The 25,255-nt window shown below is 68.8% G+C and carries 25 protein-coding genes and 1 riboswitch; of the genes, 14 read left to right on the forward strand and 11 right to left on the reverse strand.

Annotation, left to right across the window (positions count from 1 at the left end; all coding sequences use genetic code 11):
* Positions 1-49 precede the first annotated feature (49 nt).
* The 3 genes from ACFYWY_RS00670 to ACFYWY_RS00680 form a co-directional block, all read right to left on the reverse strand.
* Entirely contained in the window at positions 50-733 is a 684-nt protein-coding gene (locus ACFYWY_RS00670; RefSeq protein ID WP_389177438.1) for an SCO2322 family protein, read from the reverse strand.
* A complete protein-coding gene (locus tag ACFYWY_RS00675; protein ID WP_389177441.1) occupies positions 733-2,001 on the reverse strand; it encodes a prenyltransferase/squalene oxidase repeat-containing protein in 1,269 nt (422 codons plus the stop codon). Before ACFYWY_RS00675 ends, ACFYWY_RS00670 begins: the two co-directional genes overlap by 1 nt.
* A gap of 129 nt (positions 2,002-2,130) precedes the next feature.
* A riboswitch (cobalamin riboswitch) is annotated at positions 2,131-2,203 on the reverse strand.
* A gap of 88 nt (positions 2,204-2,291) precedes the next feature.
* Entirely contained in the window at positions 2,292-3,329 is a 1,038-nt protein-coding gene (locus ACFYWY_RS00680; RefSeq protein WP_389177444.1) for an MBL fold metallo-hydrolase, read from the reverse strand.
* A gap of 217 nt (positions 3,330-3,546) precedes the next feature.
* Here ACFYWY_RS00680 and ACFYWY_RS00685 point away from each other — a divergent pair, with 217 nt between their 5' ends.
* Complete coding sequence (locus ACFYWY_RS00685; RefSeq protein ID WP_015034725.1) at positions 3,547-3,621, forward strand: 50S ribosomal protein bL37; 75 nt, start codon at positions 3,547-3,549, stop codon at positions 3,619-3,621.
* 98 nt (positions 3,622-3,719) lie between these two features.
* Here ACFYWY_RS00685 and ACFYWY_RS00690 read toward each other — a convergent pair whose 3' ends face one another.
* Positions 3,720-4,319 carry a DinB family protein gene (locus ACFYWY_RS00690; protein WP_389177447.1) on the reverse strand — a complete coding sequence of 200 codons (600 nt, stop codon included), beginning with the start codon at positions 4,317-4,319 and terminating at the stop codon, positions 3,720-3,722.
* Positions 4,320-4,810: 491 nt separating this feature from the next.
* Here ACFYWY_RS00690 and ACFYWY_RS00695 point away from each other — a divergent pair, with 491 nt between their 5' ends.
* The 6 genes from ACFYWY_RS00695 to ACFYWY_RS00720 all read left to right on the forward strand — a co-directional run bounded on the left by ACFYWY_RS00695 (position 4,811) and on the right by ACFYWY_RS00720 (position 10,215).
* Positions 4,811-5,245, forward strand: coding sequence for an HIT family protein (locus tag ACFYWY_RS00695; RefSeq protein WP_389177450.1), 435 nt, complete (start codon positions 4,811-4,813; stop codon positions 5,243-5,245).
* A 16-nt stretch (positions 5,246-5,261) separates the two neighbouring features.
* Positions 5,262-6,395 carry a hypothetical protein gene (locus tag ACFYWY_RS00700; RefSeq protein ID WP_389177453.1) on the forward strand — a complete coding sequence of 378 codons (1,134 nt, stop codon included), beginning with the start codon at positions 5,262-5,264 and terminating at the stop codon, positions 6,393-6,395.
* Positions 6,396-6,400: 5 nt separating this feature from the next.
* Complete coding sequence (locus tag ACFYWY_RS00705) at positions 6,401-7,696, forward strand: histidine phosphatase family protein (protein ID WP_389178385.1); 1,296 nt, start codon at positions 6,401-6,403, stop codon at positions 7,694-7,696.
* Positions 7,677-8,336: a hypothetical protein gene (locus ACFYWY_RS00710; RefSeq protein ID WP_389177456.1), complete on the forward strand. Its 660-nt coding sequence runs from the start codon at positions 7,677-7,679 to the stop codon at positions 8,334-8,336. Before ACFYWY_RS00705 ends, ACFYWY_RS00710 begins: the two co-directional genes overlap by 20 nt.
* Before the next feature lie 188 nt (positions 8,337-8,524).
* The gene (locus ACFYWY_RS00715; protein ID WP_389177459.1) at positions 8,525-9,985 is read left to right on the forward strand and encodes an aldehyde dehydrogenase; all 1,461 of its coding nucleotides are present in this window, start codon (positions 8,525-8,527) and stop codon (positions 9,983-9,985) included.
* Positions 9,985-10,215 carry a ferredoxin gene (locus ACFYWY_RS00720; protein WP_389177461.1) on the forward strand — a complete coding sequence of 77 codons (231 nt, stop codon included), beginning with the start codon at positions 9,985-9,987 and terminating at the stop codon, positions 10,213-10,215. The genes ACFYWY_RS00715 and ACFYWY_RS00720 overlap by 1 nt, the downstream gene beginning before the upstream one ends.
* An 80-nt stretch (positions 10,216-10,295) precedes the next feature.
* On the opposite strand, the gene ACFYWY_RS00725 is transcribed toward ACFYWY_RS00720, so the two are convergent.
* The gene (locus ACFYWY_RS00725; RefSeq protein WP_389177464.1) at positions 10,296-10,961 is read right to left on the reverse strand and encodes a TetR family transcriptional regulator; all 666 of its coding nucleotides are present in this window, start codon (positions 10,959-10,961) and stop codon (positions 10,296-10,298) included.
* A gap of 199 nt (positions 10,962-11,160) precedes the next feature.
* Between ACFYWY_RS00725 and ACFYWY_RS00730 the strand changes: the two genes are divergently transcribed.
* The 3 genes from ACFYWY_RS00730 (at position 11,161) to ACFYWY_RS00740 (ending at position 14,637) form a co-directional block, all read left to right on the forward strand.
* On the forward strand, positions 11,161-12,537 hold the full coding sequence (locus tag ACFYWY_RS00730) for a glycosyltransferase family 4 protein (protein WP_389177467.1): 1,377 nt from the start codon (positions 11,161-11,163) through the stop codon (positions 12,535-12,537).
* Positions 12,538-12,835: 298 nt separating this feature from the next.
* Positions 12,836-13,570 (forward strand): class I SAM-dependent methyltransferase, encoded by a 735-nt coding sequence (locus ACFYWY_RS00735; RefSeq protein WP_389177470.1) that lies wholly within the window; start codon positions 12,836-12,838, stop codon positions 13,568-13,570.
* The gene (locus tag ACFYWY_RS00740) at positions 13,567-14,637 is read left to right on the forward strand and encodes a prenyltransferase (protein WP_389177473.1); all 1,071 of its coding nucleotides are present in this window, start codon (positions 13,567-13,569) and stop codon (positions 14,635-14,637) included. The genes ACFYWY_RS00735 and ACFYWY_RS00740 overlap by 4 nt, the downstream gene beginning before the upstream one ends.
* A gap of 391 nt (positions 14,638-15,028) precedes the next feature.
* Here ACFYWY_RS00740 and ACFYWY_RS00745 read toward each other — a convergent pair whose 3' ends face one another.
* From ACFYWY_RS00745 to ACFYWY_RS00770, 6 genes are all read right to left on the reverse strand, one after another.
* Positions 15,029-15,322 (reverse strand): hypothetical protein, encoded by a 294-nt coding sequence (locus ACFYWY_RS00745; RefSeq protein WP_389177476.1) that lies wholly within the window; start codon positions 15,320-15,322, stop codon positions 15,029-15,031.
* Between the two features lie 62 nt (positions 15,323-15,384).
* A complete protein-coding gene (locus tag ACFYWY_RS00750; protein ID WP_389177479.1) occupies positions 15,385-16,395 on the reverse strand; it encodes an LLM class F420-dependent oxidoreductase in 1,011 nt (336 codons plus the stop codon).
* 163 nt (positions 16,396-16,558) lie between these two features.
* Positions 16,559-17,383 carry a hypothetical protein gene (locus ACFYWY_RS00755; protein ID WP_389177482.1) on the reverse strand — a complete coding sequence of 275 codons (825 nt, stop codon included), beginning with the start codon at positions 17,381-17,383 and terminating at the stop codon, positions 16,559-16,561.
* Between the two features lie 150 nt (positions 17,384-17,533).
* Positions 17,534-18,484 carry an N-acetylmuramoyl-L-alanine amidase gene (locus ACFYWY_RS00760; RefSeq protein WP_389177485.1) on the reverse strand — a complete coding sequence of 317 codons (951 nt, stop codon included), beginning with the start codon at positions 18,482-18,484 and terminating at the stop codon, positions 17,534-17,536.
* A gap of 23 nt (positions 18,485-18,507) precedes the next feature.
* Positions 18,508-19,158, reverse strand: a complete 651-nt coding sequence (locus tag ACFYWY_RS00765; protein ID WP_389178387.1) for a class I SAM-dependent methyltransferase — start codon at positions 19,156-19,158, stop codon at positions 18,508-18,510.
* 121 nt (positions 19,159-19,279) lie between these two features.
* On the reverse strand, positions 19,280-19,753 hold the full coding sequence (locus ACFYWY_RS00770) for a MarR family winged helix-turn-helix transcriptional regulator (protein ID WP_389177488.1): 474 nt from the start codon (positions 19,751-19,753) through the stop codon (positions 19,280-19,282).
* 123 nt (positions 19,754-19,876) lie between these two features.
* On the opposite strand from ACFYWY_RS00770, the gene ACFYWY_RS00775 reads away from it, so the two are divergent.
* From ACFYWY_RS00775 to ACFYWY_RS00790, 4 genes are all read left to right on the forward strand, one after another.
* Positions 19,877-20,773 carry a DODA-type extradiol aromatic ring-opening family dioxygenase gene (locus ACFYWY_RS00775; RefSeq protein WP_389177491.1) on the forward strand — a complete coding sequence of 299 codons (897 nt, stop codon included), beginning with the start codon at positions 19,877-19,879 and terminating at the stop codon, positions 20,771-20,773.
* 80 nt (positions 20,774-20,853) lie between these two features.
* Positions 20,854-21,789 (forward strand): NADP-dependent oxidoreductase, encoded by a 936-nt coding sequence (locus ACFYWY_RS00780; RefSeq protein WP_389177494.1) that lies wholly within the window; start codon positions 20,854-20,856, stop codon positions 21,787-21,789.
* 89 nt (positions 21,790-21,878) lie between these two features.
* Positions 21,879-24,041 carry an acyl-CoA dehydrogenase gene (locus ACFYWY_RS00785; RefSeq protein WP_389177497.1) on the forward strand — a complete coding sequence of 721 codons (2,163 nt, stop codon included), beginning with the start codon at positions 21,879-21,881 and terminating at the stop codon, positions 24,039-24,041.
* Between the two features lie 9 nt (positions 24,042-24,050).
* Positions 24,051-25,241, forward strand: coding sequence for a lipid-transfer protein (locus ACFYWY_RS00790; RefSeq protein ID WP_389177500.1), 1,191 nt, complete (start codon positions 24,051-24,053; stop codon positions 25,239-25,241).
* Positions 25,242-25,255: the final 14 nt, after the last annotated feature.

Raw genomic sequence — 25,255 nt, forward strand, 5'->3', positions numbered from 1 at the left:
CCGAGAAACCAGCCCCGAACGGCAGCCGCCAACGCCCCCATGCCCACGCTCATCGCGGACCGGGGTACCTGCGGCGGCGGGACTGCCACACGGCCGCCGCGCCGAGCGCGAGGATCGCCGCGAGGCCGGCCAGCAGCCCCACGGACGGGCCGCTGTCGTCGTCGGCGTCTGCCTTGGGCGCGGCGCCGGACGCGGTGCCAGACGCTGCGGCCGAGGCCTTCGGCTCGGTTGCCGCGACCTGCTCGCCGCAGCCCGTTCTCGGGTAGCCCGAGATCGCGCAGAGCAGCGCCTGGCTGTCGTACCGCAGCGGCTTCGCCACCTCAGCCAGCGCCTCCGCGGTCGTCGCGTCCTGCCGCACCTGCGCGCACGCCACCCGTGACGCCGGGGGCGTCTCGCCCGACGGGGCGTCCTCCTGCGTGCCGGAGTCGACGACGAGCGCGATCCGCTTCGCGCCCGGCTTCGGCCGCGTACCGCCGCAGATCGCCTCGAAGTCCGGAGCCGTGCGCGGCTGCGCCGAATCCCCGCTGTCCTCGCTCACCGAGAACCGGAAGCCGTTCACCGAGCCGTCGGCGGGCTTCGCCGTCGCCGGACCCTGTGTCGCGTACGTCCATGTGCCGCCGCTGCTCTGCCAGAACGACCAGTAGCGGTAGCCGGCCGCCTGCGCCGGCCCCGCGCCCAGCACCGTCAGTGCGGTGCCGAGCGCGAGGACCAGGGCGAGCAGTCGCGTACGCATCACAGCTGCCGGTTCTTGCGCCGGCCGCTGAACAGGATGCCCGCGCCGATGCTGGCGACGAAGAACGCGCCGACGATCCACCACATCCCGGTGTCCGAGCCCGAGCCGGAGTCCTTGTTCGCGGAGTCCTTCTTGTCGGCGGACTCGTCAGCCGACGCCGCGGGCTTCTCCGGTGCCGGGCCCGTCGCGTTCAGGGCCGCCACCAGGTCCGTACCGCCGAAGCTCTTCGGGTCCGCGCCGGCCGCGTGCGCCGCCAGGATCAGCTGCGCGTACGCCGCCGGGCCCGACTCCTTCGCCCAGGCGACGGAGTTCTGCTGCAGCCACGCGAGCGGCTTCTTCGCCTGGTCGCCCATGCCCTGCGCGTTGAGCGCGACTACCGCGTCCGCCGTGTTGCCGAAGTCCGGCTTCTCGGCCGGGTCCGTCGCGCCCGGCATGGGCGGGGTGTTGAGATGGCCGGTCTTGGCGAGCGCGGTCGCGAGATACGCCGCGCCGTTGTGCGCCGCACCCTCGACGGTCGTCGACTTCTCGCAGACCGTGCCCTTCGCGTCCTTTGTGCCCTTCGCGCTCGCCGTAACGACAAGACCCTTGCCGTGCGCACCGAGCACCGCGGCCGCGGTGGAGTCGGCGACCATCCCCGGCTGCTTCGGCTGGAAGACGAACGCGCCGCCGTCCTTCCCGCCGCACGGCTGCGCGAACGTCAGCAGCGCGTCGTACGGCGTCTTGCCGCCCTTCGACTTCACTCCGTCCGGCTTCTCGCCGGCCGCCGCGAGCGCGCCGATGACTATGGAGGTGGAGTTCGCGTCGCTGGCCCCGCCCGGGTTGTAGCCCCAGCCGCCGTCGGCGTTCTGGACGGACTTCAGCCAGCCGACCGTCTTCTTCACGGTGGCGTCCTGCCCGCCGAGCGCGGCGAGCGCCTGCACGGCGGCCGCGCTCGCGTTGGAGTCCAGCGGCAGCTTCGCGTCGCACGGCTTGGTCGCGTCGGCGCGGTACGCGGGGAAGGCCCCGCCGTCGCACTGCTGCCCGGTCAGCCAGTCCACGGCCTTCGCGGCGGGCTTGACGCCCACCGTGTCCTGCGCGAGCAGCGCGAGCGACTGCCGCCAGACGCCGTCGTACGTCGGATCGACCGTGCCGTACAGGCCGGAAGGCAGCACGGTGGAGGGCGTCGGGGCCGGCGCTGCGACGGCGGCCGGTGCGGCGGCCGAGGCGATGGCCATGCCGACTACGGCGGAGGCGGCGAGCGTTGCGGCGCTGCGGCGAACGGTGGTCATGGCGGGCTGGGCCTCTCCTGCGGGAGCCGGGCACAGGCACGCTGAGGCACCAGGGCTCAGCTCCGTATGCCTCGACGGTGCCTGCCACCGGCGGTTCCGGTGGCGATGAGCCGGTCACGACCGCGTACGGGGCATTCCGACTCACCGCTTTCGACGGCGGTTCACGGCTGCGGGTCAGTGCCGGAATTGCACCGGCTTCCCCCCGTACGGGCATGATGACGACTCGCCCACTGTACCGGCCGGTCATCGACGCACTGTGGGCGGCCGCCAGGGTCGATATCCAGCCAAGATCACAGGGCTGCGTACGTTGTGGGCGCGCTGCCCGACAGCACCTCCGCGCGCCCCAGCTTCACCAGCCTGCGCAGATGCGCCTCCGCCTCCGAGACCGCGATGTTCCGTGATCCGTACGGAATCTGCTCCCATGGCCGGTTCCACTCCATCCGCTCGGCGACCTGCCAGGGGGTGAGCGGCTCGGCCAGCAGGGCGAGCAGTCCGGCGAGGCGCTCCTCGTGGTGGGTGAGCAACTCCCGCACCCGGCCCGCCGCGTCGGGGAAGGCGTACTGGTGGGCCGGGAGCACCTCGGCGGGGGCGAGGCGGCCGATGCGCTCCAGGGAGTCGAGATAGTCGCCGAGGGGGTCGGTGACGGTGGTGTCGTCCGGGTCCTCGTACAGGCCGATGTGCGGGGTGATCTCGGGCAGGAGGTGGTCGCCGGAGAAGAGCCGGCCGTTGCCGGGCCGGTTTGCCGGGTGGGTCTCCTCCAGGTGGAGGCAGACATGGCCGGGGGTGTGGCCCGGGGTCCAGATGGCGCGGAGCCGCCGGCCCGCCAGGTCGAGGAGCTCGCCGGGGACGATCTCCCGGTCGGGCAGGGCCGCGCGCAGCCCCGGCAGCGTACGCATCCGGCCCGAGGCGCGGGCCGCGCGCAGCGGCTCGATGTGCGCGTCGGGAGCGCCTGCCCTGGCGAGCTTGTCCGCCAAGTAGTCGAGCCAGAGGCCGGGTTCGGCCTCGCGGGTGCGGCGTACCACCGTGCTGTCGGCGGCATGCATCGCGATCCACGCGCCGGACGCGTCACGGACCTGCCCGGACAGGCCGTGGTGGTCGGGGTGGTGGTGGGTGATGACGACGCCGTGGATCTCGGCGACGGAGACACCGAGCGAGCCGAGACCGGCGGTGAGGGTGTCCCAGGACGTCGGGTCGTCCCACCCGGTGTCGATGAGGACGGGGCCGCGGTCGGTGTCGAGCAGGTGGACGAGGGTGTGACCGAGCGGGTTGTCCGGAATGGGCACCTCGATGGACCAGACGCCGCCGCCGTGCTCGGTCACCTGCGTCATGGGGCTCTCATCTCTCTTCGGCGGCCCGGCCATCCATTGCTCACTATAACTAGAACTGGTTCCAATGGTCGCCCAAGTCGACTGGTCTTGCGGGGAGTTGACTGACCTGCGGTGTTCTCTCGCGCGCTGCGGCCGCGGCACCGCTGGTGCGGACAGCCCAGGCCGAAACTAGACTGGCGGTGGTGTGGAAAGTCCTGAAATCAGGGAGATGTGCGCGATGGCCAAGCGAGGGAACAAGCGACGCGCCCGGAAGAAGAAGAACGCCAATCACGGCAAGCGCCCCAACGCCTGAGCCGCTGGTCAGCGGGTTGATCACGCTGTCCGGCTGAAGCACCCGGCAGGCCGGCCCGCGCGGCGTCGACCTCGTGTGTCCGCCTCGCGTGTCCGCAGCTAGTCGGTTGGTCCGTCGGCGTGAACGCCTGTCGCGAATGAGTCCGCCGCCGCCTGGACCGCGGCAACGTACTCCCGCCACCAGGCCTCGTCCCCGATCTCGTCATGATCGGGACCTGCGCGCCCGTCGATGAGCTCGCGGACGACATCTGCGTGGCCGGCATGCTGGGCAGTCTCGGCCACCATCCGGATGAGCAGTACGCCCAAGGTCGTGTCGCGTCTGTCCTGCGGCCAATGTGCCACCCACCCGGGGGCCTGCAGGTCCAGCTCCGCGATGGTCTGATCGCCGTGCGCGCAGGCACGCTTGTAGAGCCCGATCAGGTACTCGCTGGACTCGTCCGGGGTCGCCCACATGTCGGCGCCCTCCCACAGCGAGCCGTCCTCGACCCACGACATGGTCTCAAGCGGCGGCCGCTTGAACGAAGCGCCGAGGTACTCGTACTCGACTCCGGCCAGGTGCTTGACGATGCCGAGCAGGTTGGTGCCGGTCGGTGTCATGGGCCGGCGCAGGTCGAACTCGCTCAAGCCCTCAAGCTTGGACAGGAGCCCTGCCCTGCCGACCTGCAGCTTGCGGTGCAACTCCTCTTTCAGATCGGACATGCTCGCTCCTCTGGCCAACGGATGCCTGTACGTCATATCCAAGCATCCGCGCCGACTTTGGCCGGCCCGAAGCAGCACGCCGCTGTCTCCGGAGCCTGCGCGCACCGAGGGCCGGGCAGCTGGTCCTCGGCCGGGTCGATGCCGACTCATGCCCCTGGCCAGTAGGAAATGCCTGGTCGGGGCTCTTTCGCCATGGCCATTGCCCACCATAACCAGAACGCGTTCCATAGCCCTCCGAGTCGAGATCTCCCACATGGCCGCTCTCGTGATGCCGGCCTCTGGCATAACTCCGACCTCAGCAGTCCCTGCGGAGAGGCCATCGGATAGTAGTAGCGATCTTTAGCCCCCGAAGTGGGCGACGAGGTTACGTACTGCGAGTGCGCGCGATACAGTCAGGTACCGCATCGTCAGAAGCCTGTCGATGAGCGGTAATTGGCCAACTCGGGCGGCAGAATAGATGCGTCCAGCCGCCCCAGACGGGAACAGGAACGATGACCTCCACCAACCTCGCAGAGTTTCGAGCCAAGTTTCGCCTCGACGAGCTCACTATTCACTCGACAGAGCATTGGACATGGTCTGTTCGACCCGTCCACTCCACGCTCGGATCAGGAATCCTGTCTCTCAATCGGTACGCGGACAGTTTTGCCGCCATCACGCCGGAAGAGGGAGCGGACCTGACGGCTATGACTCGGCACATCGAGTCCAAGCTGAAGAGTGTCTTCGGTCCGCAGAAGATGAACTACATCATGCTCATGATGGTGGACAGTCATCTTCACTTTCACGTACTGCCGCGTTACGCGACCGAGCAACAGTTCGCCGGTCTCGGCTGGTCGGATTCTGGTTGGCCGACCCCGCCCGCATTGACCGACAACGCCGACAGGGCCGACTCGCCGGCGCTCGTCGAGGTTCGGGACGCACTCAAGTAGTTCGTAGGAGGCTGACATGAGGTCTCGTGAGATCCTTCCAGGGGATCCGGCGCAAAAGTTTCTCATTCCGCACCTCGAGAAGACCGAGCGAGTACTTAGGTCAGCACTTCGAAAGATGGACCCGGAAGCGGAGTGCAAAATTACTCCTGCTGCCGATCTGTGCGTTCCTCACGACGTGATCAGAATTGCAGGCGGATTTGCAACCGGCTGCCTGGTGGATTGGCAGTGCGCCGTGCCGATCATTCCAGTCGACACAACAGTGAATATCGACACGTCTTCCATCTTCTGGCTCTCGGATCATGCTGCGGATACGTGGACTGCTCAACGCTTCGATGAATTACGGGCGATCATAGATCAGTCAAGCAGCTACGAATGGAACTTTCACAAAGGTAACCATTTCATCGCCGGCGTGGTTCGAGAGTCCGACGGGCAGCCCGGTATTGTGATCCACAGCAATGAGAAAGAGTTCAAATACCAGTACAACGGCTTGATGCCCGTACCTGGTAATTGGTTCATGGACGACGTTGTCGTGCATGAACAGGATGATCATTACGTCCGACTTCTGGTCGGCCCCAAGGCCACGCTGTTTGCACAGATTGCGCTCGACCTCGAACCCTTCAACATCAACCGGCACAGATTCCTCGCGACCTTGCTCACCGAAGGGGGTGCGCACATTCAGGACGAGTACCACAAGCAGCACTACTACATGCCTTCCAGTACGGCAGTGGCGATCGGGTGTTACTTATGCCAGCCGGGTGAAGTGGTCCCGGTTTTCAGCAAGCCCGGCGCAGACATCCACCTGTTTGAATGTCACGATGGCGGCCAGAATCAGATCCTGTGCCTTAACGGCGAACGCTCACTGATTGTCCCCCACGGATGGGGAAAGACGTTTGCGAACGATCTCCTGGTCACCCGCGGGGAAAAAATTTTGAATGTTAATGGTGTCAGCTTCGAGGTCGCTCCGAAGGTGACTCTGGGAGCGCATCCGGATTTGATGGTCCGTGCGTTCTCGGAGGACCCGGGTGATCCACAGAGTCTGTACGCGAAGATGCGTGAACATACCCCAGGAAGAGTTGTAGACAGGTTGCACCAGGTAAGTTCCTACTCCAAGGCTGGATACGTTCGGCATCGTGCGGTGACCGGCTGGTGAACGCGATGAGCGAGGGCCGAACTGTCTTTCTCGTGCGGCATGGGCAAACAACCTCCAATGCCGGCGGAGTCTACCAAGGGGCGTCTGATTCACCCGCCTTGAGCGATCACGGCAAACGTCAAGTGAACCAACTGATGGACTACCTGGCGGATGCACGCATTGGCCAGGTGTTGAGCAGCCCTTTGCTCCGTGCTCGTCAGACCCTTGAGTTGATGCTGCGCAGCCCAAATCTCGCGAGTGTGTCAGCCCACATTCGGGACGACCTCGTCGAAACGTCCATTCCGGAATGGGATGGACGCGTGAAGAGTGAGATCGCAGCAACCGACCACGTACAGCTGAGTACATGGCGTGAGAAGCCACATGATTTCATCGCGATGTCAGGGCGCTCACCTCTGACCGACACCCTGGAAAGGACGCGAGACCTTCTCCACACTCTCCGACAGGGCGGCGAATCGGGACGTCTGGTCATTGCTCACGACCACGTCAACAGATGTCTTCTGACGTCCCTGATGGGTGTGCCAGCCGATATTCATGCGTCACTTCCGCAGAAAAACGCCGCCTTGACAGTGCTGACCGCTGTGGAAGGTGCCAGCGATTTCTCCCTGAAATCCAACAATATTGGCCCCACTTCCTTCGCCTCACTGGCGGAAGATGCCGGAAAGCCAAGGATTCTGCTGGTGAGGCATGGCACAACCGAGGCCAACAGGAACAGAATCTATCAGGGAAGTCTTATTGATTTGCCGCTGGACGCCCGCGGAGGCATGCAGGCCGATTTGCTTGGGAGGACCATCTCGGCTGTCGCGCCCCGTGTAGTCATTTCCAGCCGCTTGCGCAGGGCTCGGCAAACGGTCGCGCGTCTGAAACTGAGCCGCAAAGTCCCGCACGTAACCGACAGTCGCTTGAATGAATTTGACTACGGTCATTGGACTGGGCTCACCGCGTCGGAAGTTCAGAGAAGATTTCCGGTCGAACTTCGTGACTGGGACCGGTTGAGGAACGAGCGACCCATCTCGGGCGCCGAATCTCTGAAGCAACTGGACGAGCGAGTCAGAGGGGCCATGCGGGCTGCCTGGAAGGAGGCCAACAAGGGTGGGACAGTTCTTTTGGTGGCCCATGACGTCGTCATCAGAACAGCTATTTCCCAGTCCCTCGGTCTGAGTATTGAACACTCCTGGAAGTTCCCTATCACGAACGGAGCATTGTCGGAACTGTCCATGGCTTCCAGTGGAAGGGTTCTTTTGAGGCATCACAACATGTTGCCGGGGAGACTGAGCGATCGTCATGATAACGACTTCCTATGAGCGGCAACGCAATCTGAACACCACGATCATGCTGCTCGTGGTGTTCATCGCCGTGCAAGCTCATCAGATATTTCCCCGGCTGGAGAAAAATCTCCTGGTCAACCTTGTCATTGTTGTCACCTCCAAGGGTCTCTACGAGATCCTCATAAAATTGATCTACCGGCTCATCAATTCCAGCGAGATGCTGCTGCGTCTATATTGGGGGCCTCTCTTCCTGCGTGGCTGCTGGTCGTACGAGTACACGCTGAATGGCGCCACCTATTTTGGTGTCTGGGAGTTCGACCAGAACACCTGGGATTTTCAGGTCATCGGAAACGGGTTGAGCCCGGATTTTCATAGCAGGACGATCGTGAGGTCGGTCAGTCCACTGATTCCCGAGCAAGGAGGATATTTTGTCCTCAACCGCAGGAATGAGTTGTCGAACGACAATGCCCTCGTCTTCTCGAAGACCACGCTCCTGCTGAACAAGCCGCGTCGCTCCTGGCATCTGGTGATGACGATGCGGGCTACGACAGAGGTGTACGGCGGACCTTCGGATCGCCAGTTGCACGCGAACGTCGTCTTCCTCCGGCATCCGAAGGCCGCAAGTATCGAAGAGGTCATCGACTACCTGCGGGACAAGTACAGCACCGCGTCCTGAACTCGAGCGGTACGCGCAGACGGCCCTGCCCAGCTCAAGTAGAGCCCTGCCCAGCTCAAGTAGCCCCCTGGCCAGCGGGAAAGCACTGGTCGGGGGCTATTTCGTTCCTGCCGTGGACTCCTTGAACTAGAACTGGTATCAGTTCTGAAACAGTGTCAGAAAGCGCCGGGCAGCGGGAGGCAGCAGCCATGACCGAGCTTGTGGAACACGGAAAGCTGTTCATCGGCGGGGAGTTGACCGATCCCCTCGGTGGCGACGCCATCGAGGTCGTCTCGCCCCACACCGAGCAGGTCATCGGTCGCGTCCCGCACGCCTCCCGCGCGGACGTCGACCGGGCGGTGGCCGCCGCCCGCAAGGCCTTCGACGACGGGCCCTGGCCGCGGGCGACGCTGGAGGAGCGGATCGCGGTGGTGAGCCGGATCAAGGACGCGATCGCCGTACGGCACGAGGAGATCGCCCGCTCCATCAGCTCGCAGAACGGCTCCCCGTACTCCTGGAGCGTTCTCGCCCAGGCGCTCGGCGCGATGATGGTGTGGGACGCGGCGATCACCGTCGCCCGGGACTGTCCGCACGAGGAGCAGCGGGCCGGAGTGCTCGGACCGATCCTCGTACGACGGGAGCCGGTGGGCGTCGTCGCGGCCGTCGTGCCGTGGAACGTCCCGCAGTTCACGGCCGCGGCCAAGCTCGGCCCTGCGCTGCTGGCCGGCTGCACCGTGGTGCTCAAGCCCTCGCCCGAGTCGCCCCTCGACTCGTACATCCTCGGCGAGATCGCCCAGGAGGCCGGGCTCCCGGAGGGTGTCCTGTCGATCCTGCCCGCCGACCGGGAGGTGAGCGAGTACCTGGTCGGGCATCCCGGCGTCGACAAGGTGTCCTTCACCGGGTCGGTCGCCGCGGGCAAGCGGGTCATGGAGGTCGCCTCGCGCAACCTCACCCGGGTCACCCTGGAGTTGGGCGGCAAGTCGGCGGCGGTGATCCTGCCGGACGCGGACCTGGAGTCGGCGGTCGCCGGGATCGTGCCCGCGGCGTGGATGAACAACGGGCAGGCGTGCGTGGCCCAGACCCGTATCCTCGCGCCGCGCAGCCGCTACGACGAGATCGCCGAGGCGTTCGCGGCGGCGGCCTCCGCGCTGGTGGTGGGGGACCCGCTCGACGCGGTGACGCAGGTCGGGCCGCTGGTGGCCAGGCGCCAGCAGCAGCGTTCGCTCGACTTCATCAGGATCGGCCAGGAGGAAGGCGCCAAGATTCTCACCGGCGGTGGGCGTCCGGCCGCTCTGGAGCGGGGCTGGTACGTCGAGCCGACGCTCTTCGGCGGGGTCGACAACTCGATGCGCATCGCCCGAGAAGAGATTTTCGGGCCGGTGATCTGTCTGCTGCCGTACGGGGACGAGAGCGAGGCGGCGAAGATCGCGAACGACTCGGACTACGGGCTCAGCGGCAGCGTCTGGACCGCGGACGTCGAGCGCGGCGTTGATTTCGCTCGGCGAGTCAGAACCGGGACATACAACGTCAATACGTTCAGCCTCGATATGCTCGGGCCGTTCGGGGGCTACAAGAACTCGGGCCTTGGGCGGGAGTTCGGGCCCGAGGGGTACGCCGCGTACCTGGAGCACAAGATGATCCACCTGCCGACCGGGTACGGGAGTGAGTGATGGGTGACCGCTGGCACGTCGAGGTCGACCGGAGCGTGTGCATCGGCTCGGGCATGTGCGTGAGCCACGCCCCGGACGGGTTTGAGCTGGACTCGGCACGGCAGTCGCATCCGCAGACCGCCGACACCGATGCCAATGAGCTGCTCCTGGCGGCGGCGGAGAACTGCCCCGTGGAGGCGATCGCGATCAGGCTGGAGAGCGGGGAGCCGGTCTTTCCCCCGGAGGACTAGGCGCCTGGGGCATCCCGGGCCTGGGGCTTCGCCCCCAGGCCCCCAGGCCTCAAACTCCCCCAGACTTCGTCCGGGGGCCCTCAGGGGCTGGATTTTCCGGCGCGTCCGGGCGGGGCGGCCCGTCCGGGCGGAGCGGGCGGAGTCCCAGTCAGGTCGATCAGGCGGCACACCGTCTCGATGTCGATCTTCACCTGGGCGATCGACGCCCGGCCCGAGAGCCAGGTGATCAGCGCCGAGTGCCAGGTGTGCTCGATCACGCGGACCGCGGACAGCTGCTCCGGCGTCGGGTTCTCCAGGCCCATCGCGTCCAGGATGATCGCCGTCGTCTGCCGGGACACCGTGTCCACCTCGGGGCTCACGCTGCGGTCCGCGAAGGTCAGCGCCCGTACCATCGCGTCCGCGAGATGCGGCTCCCGCTGCAGCGCGCGGAACGCCCGCATCAGCGTCTCGGCCACCCGCTCCGCCGCGGTGTCCCCGGCCGGGGGCCGCTTTCGCAGCGTCGTGTGCATGTGCTGGAGCTGGTCCTGCATGGTGGCGACCAGCAGATGGACCTTGGAGGGGAAGTATCGGTAGAGCGTGCCGAGCGCGACGGACGAGGACTCGGCAACCTCGCGCATCTGCACCGCGTCGAAGCCGCCCCGGCTGGCCAGCTGTGCGCTGGCGTGCAGGATGCGGCGCCGACGCGCCTCCTGGCGTTCTGTCAGGGGCGGCGACGCCGGCCGAGCAGACTTGGCTTCCGCTGTCATATGTCCCGTTCCATGCGCGAGTCCGGATCGCAAAGCATGGCAGCGTGCCCGTCGTGGCGCGAATCACCTGATCCGGCCCTCACAGCGGCGCTACCTGCCGGTAGATTCGAAGCTCCTTGAACGATCAAGTCTGTAACTTGTTCTAGATTAGCGCGAGCGGTTACGCTCCGGCGAAAACGCAGTGAGAAGGGGGCCGTGAGTGACCGCAGAGGCCATAGAGGCCGGCCCTCGTTCGGGCCCGTCCGGGGAGTCGTCCGGGCGCCCGTCCGGCGGTGACGATCCGCTGCGAATCGCGCTCCTCACCTACAAGGGCAACCCCTTCTGCGGCGGTCAGGGCGTCTATGTGCGGCACCTTTCGCGCGAGCTCGCCCGGCTCGGCCACAGCGTCGAGGTGATCGGCGCGCAGCCCTATCCCGTACTGGACGAAGGCGTGCCGCTCACCGAGCTGGGCAGCCTGGACCTTTACCGGAGCCCGGACCCGTTCCGTACGCCGAGGCCCGGCGAGTACCGCGACTGGATCGACGCGGTCGAGGTCGCGACGATGTGGACCGGCGGCTTCCCCGAACCCCTGACCTTCTCGCTGCGGGCCCGGCGTCATCTGTCCGCGCGGCGCGGCCAGTTCGACGTCGTCCACGACAACCAGACGCTCGGATACGGGCTGCTGGCCGACCTCGGTGCGCCGCTGGTCACCACCATCCACCACCCGATCACGGTGGACCGCCAGTTGGAGCTGGACGCCGCGGACGGCTGGCGGCGGCGTGCGTCGGTGCGGCGCTGGTACGGCTTTACCCGGATGCAGAAGCGGGTGGCCCGGCGGCTGCCGTCCGTGCTGACCGTCTCCGGCTCCTCGCAGCAGGAGATCGTGGACCACCTCGGGGTACGGAGCGATCGCGTCCATGTCGTGCACATCGGGGCCGACACGGACCTGTGGTCGCCCGACCCGGCGGTCGCGGAGGTCCCCGGCCGGATCGTCACCACGTCCAGCGCGGACGTCCCGCTGAAGGGCCTCGTGCACCTGGTCGAGGCGCTGGCGAAGCTCCGTACGGAGAACCCCGCCGCGCATCTCGTCGTCGTCGGCAAGCGCGCGGAGGACGGGCCGGTCGCGCAGGTCATAGAGCGGTACGGGCTCGTGGACGCGGTCGAGTTCGTCAAGGGGATCACGGACGCGGAACTGGTCGACCTGGTACGGAGCGCGCAGATCGCGTGTGTGCCGTCGCTGTACGAGGGCTTCTCGCTGCCGGCGGCGGAGGCGATGGCCACGGGGACGCCGCTCGTCGCCACGACCGGAGGTGCGATTCCGGAGGTGGCCGGGCCGGACGGGGAGACGTGCCTGGCGGTGCCGCCGGGTGACGCGGGGGCGCTGGCGGCGGCGCTGGGCCGGCTGCTGGGCGATCCCGAGCTGCGGGTACGGCTGGGGGCGGCGGGCCGGGAGCGGGTGCTGGCCCGGTTCACCTGGCGCCAGGCGGCGATCGGCACGGCGGAGTACTACCGCGAGGCGATCGCGGCACGGCAGCCATCGGCCCGCTCCGCGACCCCGTCTCCCGTCCGGTCCGCGGCCACGGGAGTTGCCCGGTGACGCGTCAGTCGCAGACCGTCCGCCGTTCCGCGGGCCGCGGGGATGCCCCGGTGACGCGGCACGCTCAGGCTGTCGCCCGCGGGGGTGCCCCGGTGACGCGGCAGCCGCAGGCCCCTGCCCGTGCCGCGGGCCAAGGGCGCCGCCGGACCCCGCAGTCGCAGGCCCCTGACCGCTTCGCGGTACCGTCTCCCGGCCGCTCCGCGGCCCCACGTACCTCCTGGGCACGGTGCGTCCAGGGCGCTCGCCGCTCCGCGGCCACAGGAACTGGTTCCTCCGACCTCGAAGGCAGGCCGACCCCGTGCTGACCGTCGACTTCTCCCGCTTTCCGCTTGCCGCAGGCGACCGCGTGCTCGACCTCGGGTGCGGCGCCGGGCGGCACGCGTTCGAGTGCTACCGGCGCGGTGCGCAGGTCGTGGCGCTCGACCAGAACGGCGAGGAGATCCGCGAGGTCGCCAAGTGGTTCGCCGCGATGAAGGACGCGGGCGAGGCGCCCGAGGGCGCGACCGCCACCGCCATGGAAGGCGACGCCCTCAACCTCCCCTTTCCCGACGAGTCGTTCGACGTCGTGATCATCTCCGAGGTGATGGAGCACATCCCGGACGACAAGGGCGTGCTCGCCGAGATGGTGCGGGTCCTCAAGCCCGGCGGGCGCATCGCCGTCACCGTCCCCCGCTACGGCCCGGAGAAGATCTGCTGGGCGCTCAGCGACGCGTACCACGAGGTCGAGGGCGGCCACATCCGCATCTACAAGGCCGACGAGCTGATCGGCAAGATGCGGGAGGCCGGGCTCAAGCCGTACGGCACGCATCACGCGCATGCGCTGCACTCGCCCTACTGGTGGCTCAAGTGCGCCTTCGGCGTGGACAACGACAAGGCCCTGCCGGTCAAGGCGTACCACCGGCTGCTGGTCTGGGACATCATGAAGAAGCCACTGGCCACCCGCCTCGCCGAGCAGGCGCTCAACCCGCTGATCGGCAAGAGTTTCGTGGCGTACGCGACCAAGCCGCACCTGCCTGCGGCGGCCGCCAAGTGACCTCTCCGGGCCGTACTGAGCACCTCGTCCTGCCCGGGGTGCTCACCGCGGAGGAAGCCGCAGAGACGGTCGCGGGGATTCTCGCCGCGCAGTGCGAGGACGGCGCGATTCCGTGGTTCCGCGGGCACCACCTCGACCCGTGGGACCACACCGAAGCCGCCATGGCGCTGGACGCGGCGGGCGAGCACGAGGCCGCGGCCCGTGCGTACGAGTGGCTGGCGCGGCACCAGAACCGGGACGGGTCCTGGTACGCCGCGTACCAGGACGGCGACGCGGACCGCCCCACCGACCGCGGCCGCGAGACCAACTTCTGCGCGTACATCGCCGTCGGCGTCTGGCACCACTACCTCGCCACCGGCGACGAGGCGTTCGTCGACCGGATGTGGCCGGCCGTGTTCGCCGCCATCGAGTTCGTACTGGAGCTGCAGCAGCCCGGTGGCCAGATCGGCTGGAAGCGGGAGGCGGACGGCACCGCGGTGAACGACGCGCTGCTGACCGGCAGTTCGTCGGTCCACCAGGCGCTGCGCTGCGCGCTGGCGATCGCCGAGGCGCGCGAAGAGCCGCAGCCCGACTGGGAGTTGGCGGCGGGCGCGCTCGCGCACGCGATATGCAGGCACCCCGAACGCTTCCTCGACAAGAGCCACTACTCCATGGACTGGTACTACCCGATCCTCGGCGGCGCGCTGACGGGCGTGGAGGCCAAGTCCCGTATCGAGCAGAGCTGGGACGATTTCGTGGTCCCCGGCCTCGGGGTGCGGTGTGTGCTGCCCAACCCCTGGGTGACCGGCGGCGAGAGCTGTGAACTGGCCCTGGCCCTGTGGGTGATGGGCGAGTCCGACCGGGCGCTGGAGATCCTCCAGTCCGTCCAGCATCTGCGGGCCGAGGGCGGCCTGTACTGGACGGGTTACGTCTTCGAGGGCAGCCGGGCCGTCTGGCCGGAGGAGCTCACCACCTGGACGGCGGGATCGCTGCTGCTGGCGGTGGCCGCGCTCGGAGGGGACGAGGCGACGACCGCGGTCTTCGGCGGGGAGCGGTTGCCGCGGGGGCTGGCGCCGGACTGCTGCTAGGGCGGCGCCCGCGGCGGGCCTCTTCCCCACCCCGCCCTTTCCCGTAACCGGGGGCAAGGCTGACCTGGCTACGGTGTTGAGGCTGCGGGAGGGAAGGTTCTTCTCTGTCATGACCTGCCGCAAAACACGTCGTTGACCAGCGAGGATGTGCTGATCGCCTCTACTCAGGGCGCTCAGGACGGCATACTTCCTACCGCATCCCGGGACCTGCGTCATGCTGCAGGTCCCGGGATGCGGTAGGAAGCTCCCAGACCCCCGTACGCGCTTCGCGCGTGTCCTCAAATGCCGGAGGGGCTGAACATTCAGCCCCTCCGGCATTTGAGGAGCGGGGGTCCGGGGCGGAGCCCCGGTTACGGGAAGGGGCGGGGTGGGGGAACTCCCCGGTCACCCCCTAGTGCCTGCGCAGGCGGCCCGCCACCGCGTGGCCGACGAAGAGGTACACCACGGCGGCCAGGCCGTAGCCGGATACGACTCGCGCCCATGCCTCGTCGAAGGTGAACAGGTCGTAGGACCAGCCTGCCAGCCAGCGGGCGGCGTCCTGGACGAAGCCCACCAGGTCGTTGGCGCGGTTGGCGTCCAGCAGATACATCAGGATCCAGAGGCCGAGGATGACGGCCATGACATCGGCAACGATCATGACGACCGTCGCGGCCTGATTCGTTCCCTTGCGTTGACTGAGACTCATACCCTTCGGGTTGCCGCTTGTGAGCCTGTGAAACCCATTCCGGTCTCTGAGGGCCCCTGGGCCTACGAGTTGAGCTCTGCCAGGACCCGGAGGGTGTGCGGGTCCGGGGCGGTCACCAGCAAGTCCGTGACCGGGCCCTTGCGCCACAGCTCCAGGCGTTCGGCGATCCGACGCCGTGGTCCGACGAGTGAGATCTCGTCGGCGAAGGCGTCGGGGACGGCGAGGACGGCCTCCTCGCGGCGGCCGTCGGCGAACAGTTGCTGGATGTGCCGGGCTTCGGACGCGTACCCCATGCGCGCCATCAGGTCGGCGTGGAAGTTACGGGCCGCGTGGCCCATGCCGCCGATGTAGAAGCCGAGCATCGCCTTGACCGGAAGCAGTCCCTCTGCGACGTCGTCGCAGACCTTGGCGCGGGCCATCGGCGCGATCACGAAGCCTTCGGGCAGCTCGGTGAGGGAGGCCTCGTACACATCCGTGCGCAGTGGCGACCAGTACAACGGGAGCCAGCCGTCGGCGATGCGCGTCGTCTGGGAGATGTTTTTCGGCCCTTCCGCGCCCAGCAGGACGGGCAGCGAGGCACGCAGCGGATGCGTGATGGGCTTGAGCGGTTTGCCCAGACCACTGCCGTCCTCACCGGCGTACGGATAGGAGTGGAAGCGGCCCGCCAGCTCAACGGGGGCCTCGCGTCTGAGGACTTGGCGGATCACGTCGACGTATTCGCGGGTCGCCGTCAGCGGGCTCTTCGGGAAGGGGCGGCCGTACCAGCCCTCCACCACCTGCGGTCCCGACAGGCCGAGCCCGAGCATCATCCGGCCGCCGGAGAGGTGGTCCAGGGTGAGCGCGTGCATCGCGGTGGCGGTGGGCGTGCGGGCGGCCATCTGGGCCACCGCTGTGCCGAGCCGGATGCGGGAGGTGTGTGCGGCGATCCAGGTGAGGGGGGTGAAGGCGTCGGAGCCCCAGGCCTCGGCGGTCCACACGGAGTCGTAGCCGAGTTGTTCGGCCTCGCGGGCGAGCTCCAGATGGCCGGGGTCGGGGCCGCGGCCCCAGTAGCCGAGAGCAAGGCCGAGTCGCATACCGGGTTCCCTCCAGCCGTACCTCTCTGACGGGGCGTCAGAGTACGGCAACAGCCCCCCGCCCGGAAGGGCGAGGGGCCGTGAACGGACCGTGCGAGTCAGCCGCCGGCATCAGCCGTGTGTGTCAGCCGCCGACGTCAACCGCTTGCGGCAACCACGTGCCTCAGCCGCGCTGGATGCCCGAGGTGTCCTGCAGGACGCCACGACGGCCGTCCTGCGTCTGGGCGATGAGGCCCGGACCGCGCTGCTCGACCGCGAGGTACCAGGTGCCCGGTGCGAGTTCGGCGATCGGGGTCGGCGAACCGTCCTCGCCGTACAGCGGACGGGCCACCGGAACCGCGAACCAGAACGGCGTGAAGTCGGCGGCGCCGCCGGTCTGCTGCGGCGCGGCCGGGGCGTGCTGCTGACCCGGCTGCTGCGGCTGGGCGCCGTACGGCTGGGGCTGACCCGGCTGCGCGCCGTAGGGCTGCTGCTGGGCGCCCGGGTAGCCGTAGCCGCCGGGGACGCCGGGCTGCGCGCCGTACGGGGTCGCGGCCGGCTTCGGGGCGCCGACGAGCGGGGCCTTGAAGGCGGGCACGATCAGGGAGCAGACGGCGCCGGCCGCGAGGACGAGCGCCGCGATGAAGCCGAGGATCAGGCCGGTGCCGGCGTCGACGCTGTCACCGACGTCAAGGGAGCCCGCCGGGTCGAAGATCGCGCCGAGCGCGCTCCACGCGGTGAAGACCGTCAGGGCGACGCCGAGCTGGCCGAGGTCGAGTCCGATGACCTTGGGCGGCTGCGGCAGCGCGCGGGAGATGACGATCAGCGCCGCACCGATGATGCCGGCCAGGTAGACACCCAGCAGCAGGGAACCGTTGTCCCAGGCGGTCGGCACGTCGTCGCAGTTGCTGCCGGAGCAGTCGAACGTGTCGAGGAACGAGGCGATGAACAGCAACACCGCTGCTCCGATCACCACGCCATCGCCTCGAGTGAGGGAGCGGATGTTCACGTAAAGAATCCTTCGTCGGTCGTCTCATCGGGGCGGTCGTCGCTGCCGCCTGTGTGGCGGTGTGCACGGCGCGGAGCTCGGGGGTGACTCCCCATCGTAGAGGTGAATCTATCGTCTGCCCGATCCCGCCGTCTGCCGGGTATCGCACTGTTACCTCTGGAGGTAACTGCCGATGCCGTCCGCGATTCCCTGCGCCGCTTTCTGCCGCCAGCTCGAACTCTTCAGCAGGGCCGCGTCTTTCGGGTCACGCATATTGCCGCATTCGATGAACACCTTGGGCACGGTGGACAGATTCAGGCCGCCGAGATCCTCGCGCACGTCCAACCCGGTGCCGCCGCCGAGGTAGTTGGAGGGGGCGCTGCCGGTCGCGCGTACGAACTTTCCCGCGATCCGCTCGCCGAGGTCGCGGGACGGGGCGACGATCTTCGCGGTGTCCGCCGCACCGCCCTTGACCAGGGCGGGAAGGATGACGTGGAAGCCGCGGTTGCCGACGCCCGAGCCGTCCGCGTGGACGGAGACGACCGCGTCCGCCTCTGCCTTGTTGCCGATCCGCGCCCGTTCGTCCACGCAGGGACCGAAGGGACGGTCGTTGGTGTGGGTGAATTCGACCGTCGCGCCCTGCTTTTCGAGCAGTGTGCGAAGACGTTGTGAAACATCGAAGGTGAATGCGGCTTCGGTGTAGCCGTCGTTGGTGGCTGTGCCCGTCGTGTCGCATTCCTTGCGATTGGTTCCGATATCCACGAGTTCATTGATTTCGCTCGTGTGCCGGAAATTTCCGGGATTGTGCCCCGGGTCGACGACCACGACCTTGCCGGCCAGCGGCCCCGACGCACTCCCCTTCGGGGGCAAGGACGTGGACGAGGCGGCGGGGGAGGAGGCCGACGGCGAAGGCGACGGGGCAGGTCCCGGCTTGCCCGCGGTGGTCTGCTTGCTCGGCGTCGGCAGCGCTTTCGGCGGCTCGTTGTCCTCCGGGCCGTTCATCGCTTTCCAGACCAGCCACCCGGCCAGGGCGGTCGGCACCAGCGCGGCGATCGCGATGGCCAGATTGCCGCGGCCGGTGCGGTGCGGACGGGTTGGGGGCTGGTTCTCGTCGTACGACACCCTCGCGATGCTAGCGGGGCGGCTCAGATCCCCGGCCCCGTACGTCGCAGGACGCGCAGCGAGTCGGTCACCGAGACCTCGGTGAACGCGCCGGACGCGAGTGCCCGGAGGTAGACGCGGTACGGGGCCTGGCCGGTCCACTCGTCGGCCGGGTCGGGGAAGACATCGTGGATCACCAGCAGGCCGCCGTCGGCGACATGCGGGGCCCAGCCCTCGTAGTCCGCGGCCGCGTGCTCGTCGGTGTGCCCGCCGTCGATGAAGACCAGGCCCAGTGGCGTACCCCACATCTTCGCGACCTGCGGGGACCGGCCCACGACCGCGATGACGTGGTCTTCCAGACCGGCCCTGTGCAGGGTGCGACGGAAGGTGGGAAGCGTGTCCATACGGCCGATCTCGGGGTCCACGGTCTCCGTGTCGTGGTAGTCCCAGCCCGGCTGCTGCTCCTCGCTGCCCCGGTGGTGGTCGACCGTGACGGCGACCGTGCCCGCCTCGCGGGCGGCGTCGGCGAGCAGGATGGTCGAGCGTCCGCAGTACGTGCCGACCTCGAGCAGCGGCAGCCCGAGCTTGCCGGCCTCCGCCGCGGCCGCGTACAGGGCGAGCCCCTCCTGTACGGGCATGAAGCCCTTGGCCGCCTCGAAGGCGGCGAGGGTCTCCGGCTTGGGGGCGGCGGCCATGGGTTCCTCCAGGTCGTACGGGGTGTCCGGCCGCCCATCGTGCCTCACGCGTCGCACTCGAACCACATCGTCTTCCCGCCGGGCCGAGGCCCCCGACGGCGCCGTCCTCGGAGGACGGCGCTCAGCCTCCTTCGAGTTCCCGGCGCACGGTAGCGGCGATGCGGGTGAGTGCGGCCCCGAGGTGGCGGCGCTGAGCGGCGCTGAGCGGATCGAACACGAGCCGCTTCACCTGCGCGACGTGTTCCGGTGCGCTCTCGACGAGCTTCTGCCGGCCGGCGTCGGTCAGGGTGGCGAGGGTGTATCGACCGTCGCTGGGGTCGAGTCGGCGGGCGGCCCAGTCGCGGGCTTCGAAGCGGTCCATCACCTTCGACAGGCGGGGCTGGGTGCTGTCGCAGACCCGGGCCAGGTCGCTGAGCCGCATCGTGGCCTCGTCGGCTATGGAAAGCCGGGCCAGAACCCCGTACTCGAAGTTGGAGATGCCTGCGTCTCGCTGCAGCTGGCGGTCGAGGGCCGCCGGGAGGGCAATGACGACTGTGAGGAGCGCCTGCCACAGGTCCTGCTGCCCGTCGTCGAGCCAGGGTGACTGGTTGTTCATGAGCCCCATCATACTTGCCCGGGCAACTCGCATCACTTGCCTAGGCAACTCTTGGTGAGCTACTTTTCAACTTGCCTTGGCAAGTGAAAACACTTGCCAAGGCAAGTGAAGGAGCTGATTTCGATGACCACCACGAGCAGCCTGGCCTCCCCGAGCGGCCCGACTTCCCCAGTCCCGTCGCGCACACCAGCCGCGGCGTACGACGACCTCCTGGCCCGGGTCCTGCCACAGGCGCGCGAGCAGCGGGTGTGGAAGCCCTCCGACGGTCCCCTGCCCAGCCTCTTCGTCAGTCACGGGGCCCCGTTCACCCTCGACGATGCGCAGTGGCTCAGCGACCTCTTCGACTGGGCCCAGTCGATGCCCAAACCCCGGGCCATCGTCGTCATCTCGGCGCACTGGGAACAGGCACCGGTCGCGATATCCGCAGCCGCGGCCGGCACCCCGCTCTACTACGATTTCAGCGGCTTCCACCCCCGCTACAAGACCCTTCCCTACGCGACCCCGGACGCCACCGACCTGGCTCGGCGACTCACGGGCCTGCTGGGCCGGACGCCGGTGCACGAGTTCGCCGACCGCGGCCTCGACCACGGCGCCTTCATCCCGCTCATGGCCATGCATCCCGCGGCCGACGTCCCGGTCGTGCAGTTGTCGATGCCCAGCCTCGACCCCAGCGCTCTGCTCGAACTCGGGGCACGCCTGCGGCCCCTGCGCGGAGAAGGCATCCTCGTTCTCGGCTCGGGCTTCATGACGCACAGCTTCGCCGTCTTCCGCCAGCCGGAGCTCGCCGCCGACACCACGGCCTTCGACGAATGGGCCGTTGACGCCCTGGCCCGGGGCGACGCCGACGCCCTCACCGACTACCGCAACAAGGCACCCAGCGCCGCGGTCGCCCATCCGACGGCCGACCACTTCGTACCGCTGCTGCTCACCGTCGGCGCCGCCGATGACCCCGGAAGCGCCGTGAGCGCCATCGACCGCATGGTGATGGGCAACTCCACCCGGTCGGTGCAGCTGACCTGAGCGCCTCGACGTGCTTCACCTTCCCGCCTGATCGCCTCATCCCTTGGCGACGACATCAATTCACCCTGGAGGAAAGTGCCATGAAGGCAATTCGTTTCCACGAGTTCGGCAGCAGCGAGGTCCTGCGCTACGAGGACGTCGACCGTCCGGTCCCCGGCACCGGGCAGGTGCTGGTGCGGGTGGCGGCCACGTCGTTCAACCCCGTCGACGACCACATCCGCGCCGGTGTCCTGGCCGAGATGATCCCGATCACTCTCCCGTACGTGCCGGGGATCGACCTGGCGGGTACCGTCGCTGAACTCGGCGCGGACGTGACGGGCCTGGAGGTCGGCGACCGGGTCGTGGCGATGCTGCCCCTCGACTCCGCCGGCGGCGCCGCCGAGTACGTGCTCGCCCCGGCCGAGTCCCTGGCCCCGGCGCCCCGGACGACCGAGCTGGTCGACGCCGCGGCGCTGCCGCTGACCGGCCTGGCGGCCTGGCAGACGGCATTCGAGCTCGCCGAGCTGAAGCCCGGTCAGACCGTCCTGGTCAACGGGGCGGGGGGCGCGGTGGGCAGCCTCGTGGTGCAGCTCGCCGTCGACGCGGGAGCGCACGTGACCGCGGTGGACGCGCCGCAGCACGCCGACCGCCTTCGGGGCTACGGCGCGGACCGGGTCGTCGGCCCCCTCGACCTCGCCGCGGGTCCGGCCGCCGTGGGCGGTCCGTTCCAGGTCGTGGTGAACCACGTGCGCGTCTCCCCGGAGGAACTCGCGCAGCTGACGAATTACGTCGCCGACGGCGGGGTCGCCGCCAGCACAGCCGGCCCGATACCCGAGGGCCCCACCCGGGGGGTGCGCAGCGCAAGCCTGTGGGTCCGCAGCGACGGAGCCCAGCTGGCCGAGCTGGTCGCCAAGGTGGATGCCGGCAAGCTCCGGCTCCACGTCGCCGCCCACCGCCCGGTGGCCGATCTGGCAGCCGTGCATGAGGACGCCGGCGCCGGGCGGCTGCCCGGCAAGACGGTCGTGCTCGCTCCCTGATCACACCCTGACCGCACCCGACTGGGCAGCGGCAGCTGCGGGCGCCACCAGCCTTCCGCCAGATTGGAACGTGTTCTAGTCTGCCGCTCATGGGGATCGGAATCACGCACGAACAGAGGGAGTTGGCCAGGTCCGTACGCGGCTGGCTGACGCGCGCCGTGCCGCCCGGGGAAGTGCGCAAGCTCCTCGATGTGCCCTCCAGCGGGGTCGGGCGGCCCGGCTACTGGGACGGCGCGGCCGGGCAGGGGCTCCTCGGCGTGCATCTCGCCGAGGAGCACGGCGGCGGGGGCGGGACGGTGCTCGACCTGGCCGTCGTCCTGGAGGAGACGGGGCGGGGCGCGCTGCCGGGGCCGTATCTGCCCAGCGTGCTCGCCTCCGCCGTGCTGGCCCGCGCGGGCAGGGGCGATCTGGCGGGCGCACTCGCGGGCGGGGAACGCATCGGGGCCGTTGCCCTCGGCCCCGGGTCGCTCACCGCCGTCGCCGTCGACGGCGGCCTGCTGCTGGACGGGACGGCCCCGCCCGTACTCGCCGGGGCGCAGGCGGATGTGCTGCTGCTCGCCGCCGAGTCCGCGCTGGGCACGCTCTGGGCCGTGGTGGAAGCGAACGCGCTCACCGTTCGCGTGCACGAGAGCGCCGACCCGACCCGGCCCACCGCCGAGGTGAGCGCGCATGGCGTGACAGTGCCCCGGGACCGCGTACTGGACATCGACACCGCTCTCGTACGGGACCTCGCCTGCACGCTGTTCGCGGCAGAAGCGTGCGGCACAGCCGCCTGGGCGCTGCACACCGCCGCCGAGTACGCCAAGGTGCGCGAACAGTTCGGGCGACCCATCGGGCAGTTCCAGGCCGTCAAGCACCTGTGCGCCGACATGCTGGTGCGCGTCGAGCAGGCCCGCGCGCTGGCGTGGGACGCGGCACGCGCGGTGGACGCCAGTGCCGGCGTACGCGGCCTGGTGGCTTCGCTCGCCGCGGCGGCCGCGCTGGACGCCGCGTACACCTGCGCCAAGGACTGCGTCCAGGTGCTCGGCGGGATCGGCTTCACCTGGGAGCACGACGCGCACCTGTATCTGCGCCGGGCCCTGGTCGCACGGCAGTTGCTGGGGTCCGGCGACGGCCACCGGCTGCGGGCGGTCTCACTCGCGGCGGGCGGGGCGCGGCGTGAGCTGCGGCTGGAGCTGCCGGGGGAGGCCGCGTCCTACCGGGGTCCGGCCCGGGCGGCGGCCGAGGGCGTACGAGGACTGGACCCGGCCGCCGTACGCCGCGCCCTCGCTCCCACCGGGTACGCCGCCCCGCATCTGCCGGAGCCGTACGGACTGGGCGCGGGAGCCGTGCAACAGCTCGTCGTGCAGGAGGAGTTGCGAGCCGCCGGGGTGCAGGTGAGCGACCTCGGCATCGCGACGTGGGTGGTGCCTTCACTCATCGCGTACGGGACGCCCGCGCAGCAGGAGCGCTTCCTCGGGCCGACGCTGTGCGGCGATCTGCGCTGGTGCCAGCTGTTCTCCGAGCCGGGGGCCGGATCGGACCTGGCCAGTCTGCGGACCAGGGCCGAGAAGACCCGGGACGGCTGGCTCATCAGCGGCCAGAAGGTGTGGACGAGCTCCGCCCAGCGGGCCGACTACGGCATTCTGCTCGCCCGCACCGATCCCGACGTCCCCAAGCACAAGGGGCTCACCTACTTTGTCGTCGACATGAAGCGGACGGACGGCATCGACATCCGGCCGCTCAAGGAGATCACCGGCGATTCCCTCTTCAACGAGGTGTACTTCGACGGCGCACTGCTGCCCGACGACGCCGTCGTGGGGAAGGTCGGGGAGGGCTGGAAAGTCGCCCGCAACACCCTCGGCAACGAACGCGTCCATATGGCTGACCAGTTGACCTTCGACACGGGACTTGAGGCGCTGCTCGCGCAGGCGTCCGGCCTGGACGGCGCCGACCGCGTACGTATCGGGGCGCTGGCCGCCGAGGCGCACGCCCTCGCCTGCATCGGTCTGCGGACCACGATGCGACAGGTGTCCGGGCTCGAACCGGGCGCGGGTGCGTCCGTACGCAAGCTCGTCCAGACCGTGCACCAGCAGAAGGCCGCCGAGCTCGCCCTCGAACTGCTGGGACCCGAGGGCGCGTTGTGCGAAGGAGCGGGTGCGCGGGCCGTGCACGGCTTTCTCATGTCGCGCTGTCTCACCATCGCGGGTGGCACCACGCAGGTTCAGCTCAATGTCGTCGCCGAGCGCATCCTCGGCCTGCCCAGAGACTGAGAGGAAGCCATGAAGACGTACATCGTCGGGGTCGGGACGACGAAATTCGAGAAGCCCGAGTCGAGGGACTGGCAGTACTGGGACATGGCGAAGGAGGCGGGGACGCGGGCGCTCGCCGATGCGGGAATCTCGTACGACCTTGTCGAGCAGGTGCCTGTCGGGTACTGCTTCCAGGCCTCGACGGCGGGCCAGCGCGCCGCGTACGAACTGGGTCTGACCGGCGTCCCCGTCTACAACGTCAACAACAACTGCGCGACCGGCTCGACGGCGCTGATGATGGCGCGGCAGTTCGTCGAGGGCGGCATCAGCGACTGCGTACTGGCGCTCGGCTTCGAGAAGATGACCCGCGGGGCGCTGGGGGCGGGTGCGGACGGCGGGGACTTCGCCACGTCACCGGTCGCGCGTCATTACGGGGTCATGGCGGCCGCGCACGGCTTCGAGATGACACCCCCCACCGCCCAGATCTTCGGCAATGCCGCCCGTGAGCACATGGAGCGGTACGGCACCACCGAGGCGCAGTTCGCCGCCGTCGGCGCGAAGAACCACCGGCATTCGGCGAACAACCCCGATGCCCAGTTCCAGGACGTGTATTCGGTCGACGAGATCCTCGCGGCGAAGACGATCCACCGGCCGCTGACCAAGCTCCAGTGCTCGCCGACCTCCGACGGGTCGGCCGCCGCCGTGGTCGTGTCCGAGCGCTTCGTCGTCCAGCACGGCCTGCACGACAAGGCCGTGGAGATCGCCGCCCAGGCCATGACCACCGACACCGAGGAGTCCTTCGCCTCCGGATCGTGCATCGACGTCGTCGGCAAGCCGATGTCACGGGCCGCCGGGCGGCAGGTCTTCGCGAACTCCGGGCTCGGCATCGAGGACGTCGACGTCATCGAGCTGCACGACTGCTTCTCCGTCAACGAACTGCTCACCTACGAGGCGCTGGGCATGTGCGCGGACGGCGAGTCGGGCAAGCTCGTGGAGAGCGGGGCGACGACGTACGGCGGCCGTTGGGTGGTCAACCCCTCCGGCGGCCTGATCTCCAAGGGGCATCCGCTCGGCGCGACCGGTCTGGCCCAGGCGGCAGAGCTGGTCCGGCAGTTGAGGGGCGAGGCGGGAACGCGGCAGGTGGCGGGCGCGCGGGTGGGGCTCGCGCACAACATCGGGCTCGGCGGGGCGGCGGTCGTCACGCTGCTGCGAAAGTCCTAGGTACCGATTCGGGA

The organism is Streptomyces sp. NPDC002870 (genome assembly GCF_042888505.1).
Lineage (GTDB): Bacteria > Actinomycetota > Actinomycetes > Streptomycetales > Streptomycetaceae > Streptomyces.